Annotated in this window: 12 protein-coding genes; all 12 read right to left on the bottom strand. The window is 40.3% G+C overall.

The genetic code is table 11. The features are described 5' to 3' along the window. Positions 1–8: 8 nt before the first annotated feature. The gene (locus IPMB12_RS06090; RefSeq protein ID WP_166915959.1) at positions 9–1,193 is read right to left on the bottom strand and encodes a M20 family metallopeptidase; all 1,185 of its coding nucleotides are present in this window, start codon (positions 1,191–1,193) and stop codon (positions 9–11) included. 16 nt (positions 1,194–1,209) lie between these two features. Then, entirely contained in the window at positions 1,210–2,448 is a 1,239-nt protein-coding gene (locus tag IPMB12_RS06085; RefSeq protein ID WP_166915957.1) for a Zn-dependent hydrolase, read from the bottom strand. 30 nt (positions 2,449–2,478) lie between these two features. After that, positions 2,479–3,702, bottom strand: a complete 1,224-nt coding sequence (locus tag IPMB12_RS06080) for a hypothetical protein (protein WP_166917709.1) — start codon at positions 3,700–3,702, stop codon at positions 2,479–2,481. Positions 3,703–3,894: 192 nt separating this feature from the next. Beyond that, positions 3,895–5,718 (bottom strand): DNA helicase RecQ, encoded by a 1,824-nt coding sequence (gene recQ, locus IPMB12_RS06075; protein ID WP_208293433.1) that lies wholly within the window; start codon positions 5,716–5,718, stop codon positions 3,895–3,897. A gap of 12 nt (positions 5,719–5,730) precedes the next feature. After that, positions 5,731–6,630: a phospholipase A gene (gene pldA, locus IPMB12_RS06070; protein WP_166915953.1), complete on the bottom strand. Its 900-nt coding sequence runs from the start codon at positions 6,628–6,630 to the stop codon at positions 5,731–5,733. Positions 6,631–6,720: 90 nt separating this feature from the next. After that, positions 6,721–7,704 carry an alpha-L-glutamate ligase-like protein gene (locus IPMB12_RS06065; protein WP_166915951.1) on the bottom strand — a complete coding sequence of 328 codons (984 nt, stop codon included), beginning with the start codon at positions 7,702–7,704 and terminating at the stop codon, positions 6,721–6,723. Between the two features lie 9 nt (positions 7,705–7,713). Beyond that, positions 7,714–9,270 carry a UUP1 family membrane protein gene (locus tag IPMB12_RS06060; protein ID WP_166915949.1) on the bottom strand — a complete coding sequence of 519 codons (1,557 nt, stop codon included), beginning with the start codon at positions 9,268–9,270 and terminating at the stop codon, positions 7,714–7,716. A 27-nt stretch (positions 9,271–9,297) separates the two neighbouring features. Next, positions 9,298–9,762 carry an ATP-dependent zinc protease family protein gene (locus IPMB12_RS06055; protein ID WP_208293432.1) on the bottom strand — a complete coding sequence of 155 codons (465 nt, stop codon included), beginning with the start codon at positions 9,760–9,762 and terminating at the stop codon, positions 9,298–9,300. A 224-nt stretch (positions 9,763–9,986) separates the two neighbouring features. After that, the gene (gene uvrD / locus IPMB12_RS06050) at positions 9,987–12,245 is read right to left on the bottom strand and encodes a DNA helicase II (RefSeq protein ID WP_166915947.1); all 2,259 of its coding nucleotides are present in this window, start codon (positions 12,243–12,245) and stop codon (positions 9,987–9,989) included. 87 nt (positions 12,246–12,332) lie between these two features. Next, a complete protein-coding gene (gene yigB, locus IPMB12_RS06045) occupies positions 12,333–13,046 on the bottom strand; it encodes a 5-amino-6-(5-phospho-D-ribitylamino)uracil phosphatase YigB (protein ID WP_166915945.1) in 714 nt (237 codons plus the stop codon). Then, on the bottom strand, positions 13,046–13,993 hold the full coding sequence (gene xerC / locus IPMB12_RS06040) for a tyrosine recombinase XerC (RefSeq protein WP_208293579.1): 948 nt from the start codon (positions 13,991–13,993) through the stop codon (positions 13,046–13,048). The genes yigB and xerC overlap by 1 nt, the downstream gene beginning before the upstream one ends. Positions 13,994–14,077: 84 nt before the next feature. Further along, positions 14,078–14,797, bottom strand: a complete 720-nt coding sequence (locus IPMB12_RS12250) for a DUF484 family protein (RefSeq protein ID WP_407704075.1) — start codon at positions 14,795–14,797, stop codon at positions 14,078–14,080. Positions 14,798–15,188 lie beyond the last annotated feature (391 nt).

Raw genomic sequence — 15,188 nt, 5'->3', positions numbered from 1 at the left:
TAAGCGAATTAGAAATCCGATTGATTTAAATACGCCCAGGCATATTGAGCGTAAAGCTCAGCACCAGTTGGCATACCATCTTCATCAATATTAAAACAGCCATGATGGTGAGCTCTTTGCGTATCTTTAGCAGCATTACCGGAACCCACAAGTGCAAAGGCACCCGGAATATTTTCCATATAGTAACTAAAGTCTTCACCGCCAGTAGTTGGGCGCTCGGTATATAAGAAATCATCACCAAAAGCTTCTTTAATCACTGACTGAGCAAGTAGCGCACTACGATTTTCATTAATAACAGGAAGTGTACCATAATGGTAAATAACTTCAGCTGTACCACGATACATCGCAGCTACTTCATCAGCATAACGTCTGATTGCGGCTTCAATTTTTTTACGAATATCGACGTTAAAGCAACGTACTGTACCTTCAAGAACAGCATTCTCTGCAATGACATTGAAACGTGTACCCACTTCCATACGACCAATTGTTACAACTGCAGGTTCTAACGGATCGATTTCACGAGACACAATAGACTGTACATTCATCACAAATGCAGAAGCGATCATCACCGCATCGACTGTATCATGAGGCATAGAACCATGACCACCCTGACCTCTAAACTTAATTGTTAATAAGTCAGCAGAAGCAAAACTTGGACCTGCATTACAAGACACTTTATTTACCGGTGTTTGCGACCAGATATGCATCCCAAAAACATTATCCACGCCTTCAAGTACACCCTGTTTAATCATCGATTTAGCCCCTTCAGCCACTTCTTCTGCTGGCTGGAATACTAAACGTACATTACCGGTTAACTGATCTTTAATCGCATATAGTGCTTTAGCAGCAGTCAGCAGCATTGCTGTATGAGAATCATGGCCACAAGCATGCATCTTACCCGGAATAGTTGACTTATAATCGATGTTTTCAGTCAGTTCCATTACTGGCAGTGCATCAATATCTGCACGTAATAAAATTGTTTTACCCGGCTTCCCACCTTTAATTTCAGCAATGATCCCGGTTGGTTCTGTACGACGATAAGTGATTCCAATTTTATCTAACTCTTCAGCAATACGATCCGTGGTTCTGACTTCTTCCCATGGAAGTTCTGGATGGCGGTGTAAATCACGACGAAATTCAACCATGGCTGCTGTATTTGCTTTAACTACAGCACTAATTTGTTTGTTAATCATTTTATTTCTTCTACCTTTATTCTGCTTTTGCCTTAGTTAAGGCTTTTACCGTTTCGAAAATAACTTCAACTCCTTTTTGGATTTGATCATAATCAGTCCATTCGTCCGGATGATGACTTAAGCCATTTCGACTTGGTACAAAAATAAGTCCTACGCGAGTAAAACCTGCGAAAACCATAGCATCATGGCCGGCACCACTTACCATTACCCGACTTTTCAGATTCAGTTTATCACTATTTTCAGTCAGGAGCTGACAAATCTCTTTATCCAGATTGATTGGCTTAACATAAATCGGCTGTTCAATCTGTGTTTTAATAAATTGAGTTTGTGCCTGAGCAATCGCTTGTTTAATCTGATCAATAACACGATCAAGCTTTTGTTGATCTTTAGAACGCACATCAATACTAAAGATAACTTTACTTGGAATAACATTTGCCCCGTTAGGGAAAACTTGCAGCTTACCCACTGTTGCAACAGTTTCGCCTTCTGCCACCGCAAACCCGGCAACTTGTTGTACTAACTGACTACTTGCCAGTAGTGCATCAGCCCGCATATTCATTGGAGTGGTACCAGCATGACCGGCTTTACCTTCAACCGTCACAATCATTTGGCTTAAACCAACAATGGTTTCCACTATCCCAATATCTTCACCACTTTGCTCAAGGATTGGACCTTGTTCAATATGCAGTTCAATAAAGGCTTTCAATTGTTCCGGCTTGCGTACTGCTTCAGCAATCTTATTAGCATCAAAACCAAGTGCGGCCATACGCTCAGCAGCAGATACACCCTGACTATCACGCATTGACTTTAAATCAGCGGTTGATACTTGTCCGGCAATAGCGCGAGAAGCAAGTAAACCACCACCAAAGCTGGCACCTTCTTCTTCAACCAGCGCTACAACTTCAAGCGGGTATTCCGGCACTAAGTTGTATTCTTTAAATAGAGTAGCGATTTCAAGTCCCATAACCACACCTGCGGGACCATCAAAGGCACCACCATTAGGGACTGAGTCAAAATGAGAACCGATTAATACCACCGGTAGATCAGGATTTTTACCATTCAGACGTCCAAAGATATTTCCCATGGCATCTTCATAAACAGTTAAACCCGCCTGAGCCATCTGTTGTTTAATATAGTGTCGTACTTGCACATCCTGCTCACTATATGACATACGAGTTGTACCCTGACCTGGTGTAGCTGTAAATGTAGCAATAGTTTCAATATGCTCCTGAATACGCTTAGTACTTGCCTGCATAACTTTTACCTCTTAAATATCTCTGACAGCTTAACCGACAACAGGAACAATCATACCAACCATGATACCGGCTAAAACCACTGACACCATCGTAACAGAGATAAATCCACCAATAAGCATTGGGGCAAGCATATGGCTGGTTAGAACGCGACGTTCTGTTTCATCTTGCGTTAAACTATTAATTACTTCGTTAGTAATTATATAATCAGCCGGGAAACCATATAAAGCTGTTAGTGCGATAGAGAAAGCCATTTCAAGACTCACTTTAAGAACCTTACCCACTACCACAGCAAAGATAAACATACCAATAACCGCTGAAATGATTAAAACGATCAGTGGCGTCACTAAATCAAGTAGCATTTCTGGTGTCGCACGATTTAAAGTATCAAAGATAAATAACATCAGACCCATAACTGCAAAACCAAAACCATTGGCTTTTTTCAGTGGATGACGCTCTAAGAATCCAACTGAGGATGCGATAACACCATATAATAAACAAAGAACAAACGGGCTTACAGCGACAATCGGCTCAAGCGCTTTAGATGTCAGGTAGGCTAAAAAGCCAACAAATGCTAAACGTAAAAACTGGAAGTATTCCGTATTGTATGCTGCTGGAACTTTGCTAAACATCTTCGGCATAGCGTTCTCTTCAATTGCAGCTACTGCTTCTGACTTTTCACCTTTACTGCCATCGAGTGACTCTTCCCACTGACCAGCACGGTATTTTTCAAGAACTTTACGCCCTTCTCTTTTCAGCATGATTGAAGTTAATGGATAACCGGCAAACCCTTGCATAACATAAATGATAATAGCAAATACCGCCAGCGTTGGCAGACCTGCTTCTTGAGCTCCGCCAGACATGATAATCGCCGAGACAATACCGCCAACCAGAGGTGGAATCGCCACGATTACCGTATTTTTATCAAATAGAACATAACCGATTATGCCGCAAACAATAATAATACCGAGAATACCAGCCAGTGAAATTAAAATTGTTTTCCATTGTTTCAGGAGTTCTTTGACTGATAAAAGTGTTCCCATATTCGTAATGAGTAAATACATCAGCATAACAGCCACGACCTGTGGAATACCTGCTCTTGCCACAATATCTTTTGGGAAGAACGTCCAGTAACCCGCTAAAAAGAGGACGGCACAGACAAACACAGAAGGAATCCATGCTTTAGTGCGTGTTGCAACAATATCGCCAATATATAAAATTAACAAAATAAGAACTAACGCCATCATTTGTGGCATATCAGACATAGGGGACATCCAAAACTCCAGTGAATTTGATTTTATTGTTTTTAAATAAATAGATGTATAGATCTATTTCCAGAAACGTAAAGTATAGCGCGATTTTAAGAGATGACTACTATTTTTAATGCAACTTATGATTCTTTTTGTGATGTTCATTTAAGTTTACATCAAAAATGGCATCCTAATTCATTAGGAATTTAAGATAAACTCATCGATGACTTCAATAAACTCGGCACCATATTTTTCCAGTTTACTTTGGCCAACACCAGAAATAGAGAGTAATGCAGAAGGATTAGTCGGTAGGTATTGCACCATTTCAAACAATGTTGCATCACTAAATACCACATAAGGTGGTACTCCTGATTCGTCGGCCAACGATTTACGTAGTCTTCTCAAATTAGCAAATAACACTTTTTCCTGATCAGTGAGTAAAGACGTGGCAGCAGATGAACGACCATTGCGTACTTTCTCTTTCTTAACAATCTCAAGACGAGGTACCGCAAGTGAAAGTTCTACATCGCCTTTTAAAACAGGACGAGCAGCTTCGGTTAATTTTAATGCTGAATAAGCGGTAATATCCTGTACCAGAAAGCCTAAATGTACCAGCTGGCGAATAATACTAATCCAAAAATCGCTGGTTTTCTCTTTGCCAATACCATAAACCGATAGTTTATTATGACCAAAATCACGAATACGGGCGTTATTTGCTCCGCGCAGCACATCAACGACATAGTGCATCCCAAAGCGCTGACCGACCCGGTAAACACAAGACAACACTTTTTGTGCATCCTGTAAGCCATCATAATGCTCAGGCGGGAACAGACAAATATCGCAATTATTACATGGAGTCTGACGATATTCACCAAAGTAGTTAAGTAACACTAAACGCCTACAAGTTAAGCCTTGAGCAAAAGCACTCATGGCATTTAACTTATGTAGTTCAATCTCTTTTTGTGAGCCGTCTTCTTTCTCATCCAATAATTTGCGGTACCAGCCTAAATCACCGGCATTAAATAGCAGTAATGCCTCTGCCGCTACACCATCCCGGCCTGCCCGCCCAGTTTCCTGATAATAGGATTCAATATTTTTAGGAATATCAGCGTGAATTACAAAACGGACGTTAGGTTTATTAATCCCCATCCCAAAAGCAACGGTAGCAACAATAATCTGAACATCATCTTTCAGAAAAGCGTCCTGTGCTTTTTCTCTTTCCTGATTGGTTAAACCAGCGTGATAAGCCGCGACAGAAAAGCCACGAGTCGCTAAGCGTGCAGCGGTATCTTCTACTTTTGCCCGACTACCACAATAAATAATCCCACTATTGCCTTTTTGACGCAGCAAAAAAGTCGTCACTTGTTCCAGAGCATTGAATTTTTCTGTCACCGTGTAGCGAATGTTCGGTCTGTCAAAGCTGCTGATACTAATTAATGGATCATGCAGGTCAAGCAGGCGTACAATATCTTTACGTGTCACATCATCTGCTGTTGCTGTTAGTGCAATAACCGGAATATTTGGAAAGTTAATTTTTAGTTGACCCAGAGTACGATACTCCGGTCTGAAATCGTGTCCCCACTGAGAGATACAGTGCGCTTCATCAATAGCAATAATTACCGGCGGGCATTCAAGCAATAACGAAGTAAAAGACTCAACGTTAAAGCGTTCCGGGGAGATGTAAAGCAGATGGATTTTTTTAGCGCGATACAGTTCAATCACGTCGCGTTGTTCACGCATAGTCTGGGTCGAATTTAAACAGGCAGCAGAAATACCATTGGCTGTTAACTGGTCAACCTGATCTTTCATCAATGAAATAAGCGGAGAGATAACAATTGTCACTCCCTCTTTCATCAACGCAGGAATCTGATAACAAAGGGACTTCCCGCCCCCTGTTGGCATGATGACTAAGCAATCGCGATCAGCAACAACGGCATTAATAATCTCCTGTTGCTCATTACGAAATGCTCGATAGCCAAAAATATTATGCAGAATCTCTTCTGCTTTATTTAACACTGACAACGACCTTTAGATTTAGAATAGATTTCCGAGTTTAATACCAACACCAAAACGAGTTTGTTTATAATTATAATCAATTAATGACTCACCATAGCCGGTATAAAGTTGTGTATATATGCGTAAAACGTCACTAACAGGGTAACTCCAGCCAAGCTCAGCATTACCATAACCGGTGTTCCAGTTATAACGCCCTTGGGCAGTAAACATATGAGAGTTCCAGCTGTAGCCCAGTGTCAGACGATAATAACCGACATATTTAGTTAAATCCGGATTATCATCGCTGCTGCTGCTTTCAGGAATACGATACCAGGCTTTTAAATCGATCATAAAGTTATCTTTCATCGCCATCGCACGGGCATAAACACGATTCCAGCTACGGGATGTCGCCTGTGAACGACCATTAGACTGATGGTTAAAACCGACTTCGATATCTTTTAAAGTCCAGCCTAAAAACTCGTATTCAGTTTTAAACCCGACAAATAGCTGAGGTTCATAGTTAGTTTCACGAAATGGAGAAGACTGTGCAGAGTTAAATGCCTGCCACCACGACTGTTGAGTATAAGATGCTGCTAAGACAGAATTTTCACCGAAAATACCACGGTAGATAGGAAAACCAAGGCTTATTTGAAATTTTGCTTCATCTTTACGTGCATGATCTGACCAGCTATATGACTGGATAGACTCACGGTTAATATTACTAGTATAAGTATATAACAGGTAATTTGATTCATAAGGATACAGAGCTAAAAAGTCTGAATTGTTCTTTTGTAACAATCGTCCAATGATACTTGGTGAGTCGCTAACATTTTGCGGAATGGTTGGCTCTTCTGCCAAAGCAGTTAGCGGAGTGAACGAAGCACTCAATAAAGCCAGAGGTAAAATGGTTGTTTTAACAGATTGAATTAGCTTTCTCATAGGTAGTATTTAGCTGATTGTTAATATGGATAAAATTTAGTTGCATAATATAACAAATCATCGCTAAAACTACCATGTCGTAATGCAGATTTATCGAGATACTGCGAAAAAATGTTCCTGAGAAAACTTAATTCTTTCTTCCGGCGTTTCGATAATTTTCTGTGCTGCCAACTCTGCCAAATGTTTTTCAACCACATTGGTTCTTTGGTGTAAACCAACATCGTTAGCAATTTGAATATTCAGTCCAGGACGAGCATTCAGTTCCAAAATCATCGGTCCTTTTTGTTCATCAAGTACCAGATCAACACCGATATAGCCCAGTCCTACCATCTCATAGCATTCAGTCGCCAGTTTAATAAACTTATCCCAGTAAGGTAACTGAATACCACCCACGAGATTATCGGTATCCGGATGGCGAATAATCTGTTCATTCAGCCATGAACCATTACCCAGAGTTTTACCTGTGGCTAAATCCACACCAACACCAATTGCCCCCTGATGGAGGTTAGCCTTACCATTAGACTGACGAGTTGGCAACCTAAGCATAGCCATCACCGGATAACCCATCAACACAATAATACGTAAATCCGGCACACCTTCATAACTGATACTTTTGAAAATCGGATCAGGCTTAACCCGGTATTCAATCATGGCAGTATCACGCATACCACCCAGTGAGTACAGGCCAGTAATAATATTAGATACCTGATACTCCAGTTCAGAAATTGTTACTAAACGACCTGAAATGGTTTTAAAACGGTTCTCATCATAACGGTCTGCAATAACCGTAATTCCGTCACCGCCAGAGCCCTGAGCCGGCTTAATGACAAAATCATTATACTTTTCCAGTACCTTTTTCAGATTACTGGTATCGTGCTCAGTACGAATGACACCATAGAGTTCCGGCACCGTAATTCCGGCATCTATTGCCAGCTTTTTGGTCAGTAACTTATTATCTACCAGAGGATAAAGATTACGCTTATTATATTTTAAAATATAATCGGCATTACGCTGGTTAATCCCCATAATGCCTCTGGCATTCAACGCTTTCCATGTCTTAATTAGCGATAACATAACGTGCTCCTATTTCAACATCGCTTTAAAACGTGTTAACTCGAGCAGGCGATAGCCACGATAACGACCCATTGCCAGCATAAAGGCAATAAATAGCAACATAATTGCCGGGAAAGTGAAGACAAAGTATTTCAGTGCGCGAATATCCATCACAAGATAAGCGATAGAAGCTGTAATTAACGTACCAATAGCTACTTTCAGAGCAAAGCTCGCCCCTCGCTCTTCCCACGTAATGGAGAGTCTTTCAATAGTCATAGTTAAAATAACCATTGGGAATAAACTAATTGATAGTCCACGGTCGAAACCAAGTTTGTGACTAAACAGACCAGCAAAAATAATTAGCATCACCACAAAAGTCAGTACTACCGATAACCTTGGCAACATTTGCAGTTTAAGATGTTCCAGATAGGAACGGAGTGACAGACCCGCTGATACGATTAGAGAGAAGAAAACTAAACCAAATACCAGTCCAGTTTCTCTAAATGCCAAAGCAATAAGTACCGGTGTAAAGGTACCCAGTGTATTTACACCAACAATATTACGTAAGACTAAAATAATCAGAACGCCAAATGGAATCATCAGCATTACCTGATAAGCCCACTGTGTTGAAATCGGTAAACTGTAGAAAGAGTATTCCATAAGTGAATTCCCTTCCTGTGCCACTTTAGCCAGGCTAATCGCGGTAAGTTCACTCTGTTCCATACTAAAAGTGACTCGGGCACGAACACCATTATCAACAGTTAATACGTCTTCATTACCCACCCACCAGACAATAGCATCTTCCGGTAGTCCCATTGCGCCGGAGGTTGGATTAAAATAGAACCATTCACCAGTACTGGTACTGTTTTCAGCACGACGTCCAGTATCAATATAACTACGAATCCACAGCTCTGGTGTCTGACTGGTACTACTTGTCAGATGTAATATATGAACTTGCTGAATAGGAATATATGCCTGAGAAAGTAATACCTCAATGGTTTTCACTCTATTTTCAGGAGTCTTACTCTTACCCAATAATAGGTTAACGTTATCATTGGTGGTATCGTTAATCACATTAATCGCTGTCGTGATAAACGTTGTGGTATTAGATGACTTCTGACGAATTTCATTGATCAATGCATCAGCCGCTAATTTATCTGCACCCTTCATAACAATAGGTTCACGCCATGATGTACCTTTAGTCGAATGAGCAACCTCGTCCGTATAACGTTTAGTAATATTTACGCGGTAATACAGTGTTTGAGGACCACTGACCCGACGGGCAGACCATGTTACAAAACGATTGCCAAGTGGTGACTGGTCAATATTTTGTCCATAATCTTTAGCTAGGAAAATTTCATCAGAAATCGCATAATCATCCGATTTAGCCGGAATATAGAGTTGAGCTTTAACTGGCTTAGTACCATTCACATCAAAATCGACGCGGGCATCAATAGTCCATAAGTTATCAAGTTCATTTTCTGTAATTGGTGTTTTTTGTACAAATATTTGGTAAGCAGTAATAGATAGTCCGAGTACGACTAAAATCGTAATCAAGACTTTTAAATGCAATGTAAGAGAACGCATAATCACTCTCGTGTAAATGGGTTATTGTTATTTACAATCTGGTTTAGACTGATATTTCAATTTTGGATCTATCAGAATATTAAATTCTTGTAAGGCGGTCTTCCCAACAAGAAGTGGATAATTAAAACGTGAACGATCAGTTAAATTAGCCTCAACCGAATAAATTTTTCCGTCAAAGCAGATGTCGAGCATAATAACTGGTCGTACAGTATGAAGAACATCGTCACTCGTATCGCCACTACGGCGTTTAATATTACTATGACGAACTAAAGGAGATTCCATTTCCGGTAGTGTTACCCCTTCAATTTGAGGAGTAAACCTAACCCAATCGACACCATCCTTATCAAAAATATGTATATTAGTCGCGCCTAAAGACGTGGTAAGCGCACCTGTGTCAAACTTAGCTCTGACAACTACGTTGTCAAACTCCACCAGTTTCACTTTTTCATATATACCATAAATTGGTTTTTGAGCTGCAAATGATGATGACATAAACACCAACATAACAAGAATTAAGAGTTTATTAATTAAACTTTTCATGATACTTTTTTTAGTCCATTAACAGAAATATGAATAAAGGGTCTTTATCCATGCTGTATGATTATGATAATCCATTATTTTTATTCTTAGCTAATTGAGCTAATTTCCAAATTTTCAGCGTATATAAGATAAGATCAGGATAGAAAAAAAACAATATGTTTTGCGAATTATTATCATTACAAAAATGTCATATTTGCCAGTTTAATCACTAACCATTTTATGCCTTCGTTCACGAAAGCAACCTGAGCGCGACGATGATCGCCCTCACCATCTAAATTAATAATAGTTCCTTCACCAAAACGACGGTGACTTACACGTCGTCCTAAGGTATATCCGTCATCACCGGCTGTTGTATTACGCTTAGTTGAACGTTTATCTTTATAGTCTTGTTGAGTGTAGTGATAATCACTTTCTTCATCTTCAAAAGTAAAAGAAACCGGCTCTTTTTGAGTAACCTGGGGTTTACTATAGGTCATCCCTCTAAAACTAACTTCATTCAGCCACTCTGGTGGTAATTCATTTAAGAAGCGCGAAGGTAAATTACGCTCTTCCTTACCATATAAGCGTCTGAGTTCAGCTAAAGACAACGTTAGGTGTTTACGCGCCCTGGTGATACCCACATAAGCTAAGCGGCGTTCCTCTTCCATACGGTCTTTATCAGGAATAGATCGCTGAGCAGGGAACAGCCCCTCTTCCATTCCGACAATATAAACTTGCTCAAACTCCAGCCCTTTAGCGGAATGCAAAGTCATCAGTTGCACTGAATCCTGATTACGTGAGCTCTCTTTACCTTCCAGTGAAGTATAAGCCAGAAATGCTTCCAGTACAGTTAAGGTTTTGCCGCTATGAACATCAACCAGATTATCTCCGGCTGACTCATAATATTGATGTGCAGCTGAAACCAGTTCTTCCAGATTTTCAAGCTTGGATTGACCTTTAATGCCACTCTCCTGCTCATACATTTCATAAATACCGGAATCCTGAATAATTCGGTCAATCTGCTCATAGAATGGTTTTTCTGCCAGCTCTTTACGCATGGTATTCATTAGCTCAATAAAACGCGAAAGTCCATTGCGCTGCTTAGGTCTGAGAACCGTCATCTCAATAAGTCGTTCAGACACTTCCCATAAAGACTGATTTTGCTGTTTTGCCAGATTACGAATAGTATCAATCGTTGAATCCCCCACACCTCTGGCTGGTGTATTGACTGATTGCTCAAAAGCCACATCGTTATTGGTATCATACAGCAGACGTAAATACGCTAGTGCCAGTTTAACTTCCTGACGCTCATAGAAGCGAATCGAACCATAAATATGGTAAGGAATAGCTGATTGTAATAACGTATCTTCAAATAAACGGGACTGTGCATTATTACGATACAAGATGGCACAATCACGATAATTACCACCATCCTGATGATATTTTTTAATTTGACCAATAACATAACGGGCTTCATCTAAATCATTAAAGCCAATATACAGAGAAATCTGCTCACCATTGCCTTGATCAGTCCATAAATTTTTACCCAGTCTGGCCTGATTGTGAGAGATTAAATGATTAGCTGTTTGTAAAATAGCACCGGTTGAACGGTAATTTTGTTCCAGACGGATAATCTCAGTATCAGCATAATGATTAACAAAGGTTTGTAGATTATCTGAATTCGCGCCGCGCCAGCCATAAATAGACTGGTCATCATCACCCACGATCATCACATTGGCAGTATCACCCGCTAAACGTTTAACCAGTTGATACTGGATATGATTGGTATCTTGAAACTCATCAACCAGAATATTTTTAAAACGTTTACGGCAATAGCTAAGAACTTCTGCATTATTGGTCAGTAGTTCGTAGGCACGCAAAATTAACTCTGAAAAATCGACATATCCGGCACGATCACACATAGCCTGATAGCTGGTATATACTTGCTTCCAGATCTCTTCCATTTGATCGGCAGGTGAAATATCCCCGGGTCTGAGTCCCTTCTCTTTTTGGGTAGAAATATAAGCTGCACAATCGCGCGTTGGCCAGCGCTTTTCATCTAACTGAAATTCACGAAAGATACGTTTGACCAAACGGTGCTGATCGTCAGTATCAATTAACTGGAAATTACTCGGTAATTTTGCTGCGTCAGAAAAGATGCGTAATAAACGATGAGTCAGACCATGGAACGTTCCTACCCACATACCGGCGAATTGCTCTGCACCGACCAATTCTTCAATTCGTTCCTGCATCTCTCCGGCAGCTTTATTGGTGAACGTGACCGCAAAAATGGAATTAGGTGAGTAGTTTTTAACAGTACAAAGCCAGGCAATACGATGAACTAAAACACGAGTTTTACCACTTCCTGCACCTGCCAGAACCAATGTATACTGACTATCTGTGGTAACAGCTTTTTGCTGCTCCGGATTAAGGCTCTCCAGAAGTTTATGGTTCATAATATAACTCTTTGATTTATTTGAAAAAATTATATTATCATGAAAATTTTAATCAATGACAATATAAATACTGTGTATTTATACAGATTATAACAGATTATTGAGCTCTGCCAATTCAGAAATTTCTACGTGCGGTAACACTCGTGCCTCATTCATGTGATAAATATTCTGTTTAAAAATATTGATCCAGCATGATTGCATACCGCTGGAGATCGCGCCTTCTACATCAGCATTTAAGTGATCGCCAACATGCATAATATTTTCAGCCAGTACACCCAGTCGTTTTGCTGCCACGTGGAAGATATCGGTTGCTGGTTTAGAATGACCATCCACACCACCACGTAAAGAAAATTTAAAATAGTGTCCTAAACCTACTTTAGTCACGTCCACATTACCATTAGTAATGACTGCCAGAGGGTACTTTTCTGCCAGCTTATCTAATACCTGAAAAGTATTTTGTGGCACCGCTATTTGATGTCGCCAATACATAAAATTATTCATCGCTTCATCGGCAAAAGTGAGTACTTCATGTTGTAAAAAACCGTGTAAAGCAAATAACGTTTGTAAGGTCTGAATTCGCCACTGCACTACATCCTGATATAAATCAGGTTCGGTCTCTAATAAGCCATGTTTAATGGCATTAAATTCAGCCAATTGTAACGTTTGAAGAGGTGCATGTTGCTGTAAATGTAACATCAGTTCCTGATCGGCTTTCATCATCACCGGTACATTATCATAAAGTGTATCATCGAGATCAAAAGTCAGTGCCTTTATAGTTTTTAACGAACGATAAAAATGCATTAGGATTTTCCTCTTTTTGCTCTTGGATGAGCCGAATCATAAACATTAGCTAAATGCTGAAAATCAAGATGAGTATAAACCTGAGTCGTCGATAAATTAGCATGCCCCAGTAGTTCCTGCACAGCACGCAGATCACCGCTGGATTCCAGCATATGAGTAGCAAATGAGTGACGGAGTTTATGTGGGTGCACGTGAGTACTTAAACCTTGCTTAACACCCCACTGGGCAAAACGCTTTTCAACATTGCGGGTAGAGATACGTTTACCATATTTGGAGATAAATAATGCATCGTCTTCCGGTTCAAAAAAGTCCCGCATAGAGAGCCAATGCTCAATCCATTTGATCGCCAGACTGCCCATCGGTAATTTACGCTCTTTACTGCCTTTACCAATCACGCGCATCTCACCATCTTTTAAGTTGAGTTCACGGCAGTTTAGTCCAACCAGTTCAGACAGACGCAAACCAGAGCCATACATCAGTTCCAGCATCGCCCGATCGCGCACGGCTAACGGATCGTTAAAGTTAATATCCATCAGTTGATTGATCTCATCAACATCAATATTTTTTGGCAGATGTTTACCCGGCTTAGGGCTTTGCACACCACGCGCAGGATTAACGTTCATCTGTTTTTGATGTACCATCCAGTCCAGAAAACTTCTTAGTGCCGACAGACGTAGTGACAAACTACTGGCACTGAGACCTGTTCGCTTACTACGACCAATCAGTAAACGTACTGCAGAAGCATCTAAATTTTGCCAGCAGGAAAGCTCAATTTCATGAGCCAGATGGATAACGGCATAAAGCTGCCGCTGGTAATTGATTTGAGTATGTTGGCTTAGTTGACGCTCAGCTTTTAAATATTGCAGGAACTTCTCTACCGGCTGTGTTAACAGCAATGAGTAGTTTTTAGTGTCAAATGGTTCTGCCGCTGGCTTTGTTTGTTGCATAGCTCGAGTTGGTTTATCCATTGGACTTGTCCTGTTTCAATTTATTTATCTTTTTCGATTACTTTTCCAATAAATCTGGCATCATTATTTCTTACGAGTTACCCAGCGCTTAATCAGGATAGGTAAAATCTCACTGATTTTTTCCAGCAATAGTGTTCCCTGCCCCGATTGATAATGACGGTGATCACGACTGGCAAACACTAAAACACCTAAATCACCAAATTCCCCAAGTAACGAAAGTGCTACAGAACCAACATATTCCTGATTAGGTACCAGCAGGGTCAGTTCTGTCGGATTTAATTGCCCTAAATAGTGATAGCTATATTGTAAATGACGTACACGAATAAAATTAAATTTATCAGAAGAAAGTGACAGATGATGAAAACTCGATGGTGCCGAGAGAGCCCATTTATCCTCAAACAGATAAACATATCCGCCCAGTAAACCTAAACTTTTCGCCCAGCGATTTAAACGAGTAACCAGTTCACCTAAATTTTCTGCCTGTAATAACTCTTTCTGCAATGTCATTAAGTGTTCAAACAGATACTCATTGGCACTGGCGTGCTCCATCAGCAGTGTCACTTCCTGTTCTAACTCTTTAATTTTATTACGTTGTCTGGCTAGCTGCCATTCAGGTAAGGAGACCACACCACGTACCGGATGAGGAATCCGCATTGTTTCTACCTGACGAGCATTACGAATAAAGAAGTCAGGATTTTGTGTCAGATACTGATTAACCAGTTCATCATTTAGCTTAACTTTTCTGACTCTGGGTTTCGCTTTGGCGCGTCGTTTTTTGGTCACAGTTGGCTTAGCGACGGTTTTTTCGGTCAGAGTTGTAGTCTGCTTAGAGGCCAGTTTAGTTTCTGCTGTTGTCACAGACTTTGTTTTTATCTTAGTTTTAGACTTAATTTCTGATTTAAGCTCTGGTTTAACTTCTGGCTTAGGCTCTGACTTAAGTGTTAACTTAGATTCTGATTTAGGCTTTGATTTAAGTTTTGGTGTCACTTCAGCCTTAGCTTTAGTTTTTATTTTTGCCCGAGACTCTACCTGCACAGCAGCTTTTTTTGTCGTTTTTGCTACTGGTTTTGCTTTCAGTTTGGTCTCTAATTTTGCGTCCAGCGTAGGCTCTGCTTTAGACTTAGGTTTAGTCTCTGGTTTTATTTTTGTCGATGCTTTGACATCTGTCTTAACC

The organism is Zophobihabitans entericus (genome assembly GCF_011745665.1).
Lineage (GTDB): Bacteria > Pseudomonadota > Gammaproteobacteria > Enterobacterales > Orbaceae > Zophobihabitans > Zophobihabitans entericus.
The sequence above is the reverse complement of the archived record's forward strand: the minus strand, read 5'-3'. Positions and strand labels throughout refer to the sequence as shown.

Coding starts and splice junctions, on each gene's coding strand:
- uvrD (WP_166915947.1), bottom strand. CDS start 12,245: ATGAACCATAAACTTCTGGAGAGCCTTAATCCGGAGCAGCAAAAAGCT.
- yigB (WP_166915945.1), bottom strand. CDS start 13,046: ATGCATTTTTATCGTTCGTTAAAAACTATAAAGGCACTGACTTTTGAT.
- IPMB12_RS06065 (WP_166915951.1), bottom strand. CDS start 7,704: ATGTTATCGCTAATTAAGACATGGAAAGCGTTGAATGCCAGAGGCATT.
- IPMB12_RS06055 (WP_208293432.1), bottom strand. CDS start 9,762: ATGTCATCATCATTTGCAGCTCAAAAACCAATTTATGGTATATATGAA.
- IPMB12_RS06090 (WP_166915959.1), bottom strand. CDS start 1,193: ATGATTAACAAACAAATTAGTGCTGTAGTTAAAGCAAATACAGCAGCC.
- IPMB12_RS06080 (WP_166917709.1), bottom strand. CDS start 3,702: ATGCCACAAATGATGGCGTTAGTTCTTATTTTGTTAATTTTATATATT.
- IPMB12_RS06060 (WP_166915949.1), bottom strand. CDS start 9,270: ATGCGTTCTCTTACATTGCATTTAAAAGTCTTGATTACGATTTTAGTC.
- xerC (WP_208293579.1), bottom strand. CDS start 13,993: ATGCAACAAACAAAGCCAGCGGCAGAACCATTTGACACTAAAAACTAC.
- pldA (WP_166915953.1), bottom strand. CDS start 6,630: ATGAGAAAGCTAATTCAATCTGTTAAAACAACCATTTTACCTCTGGCT.
- IPMB12_RS06085 (WP_166915957.1), bottom strand. CDS start 2,448: ATGCAGGCAAGTACTAAGCGTATTCAGGAGCATATTGAAACTATTGCT.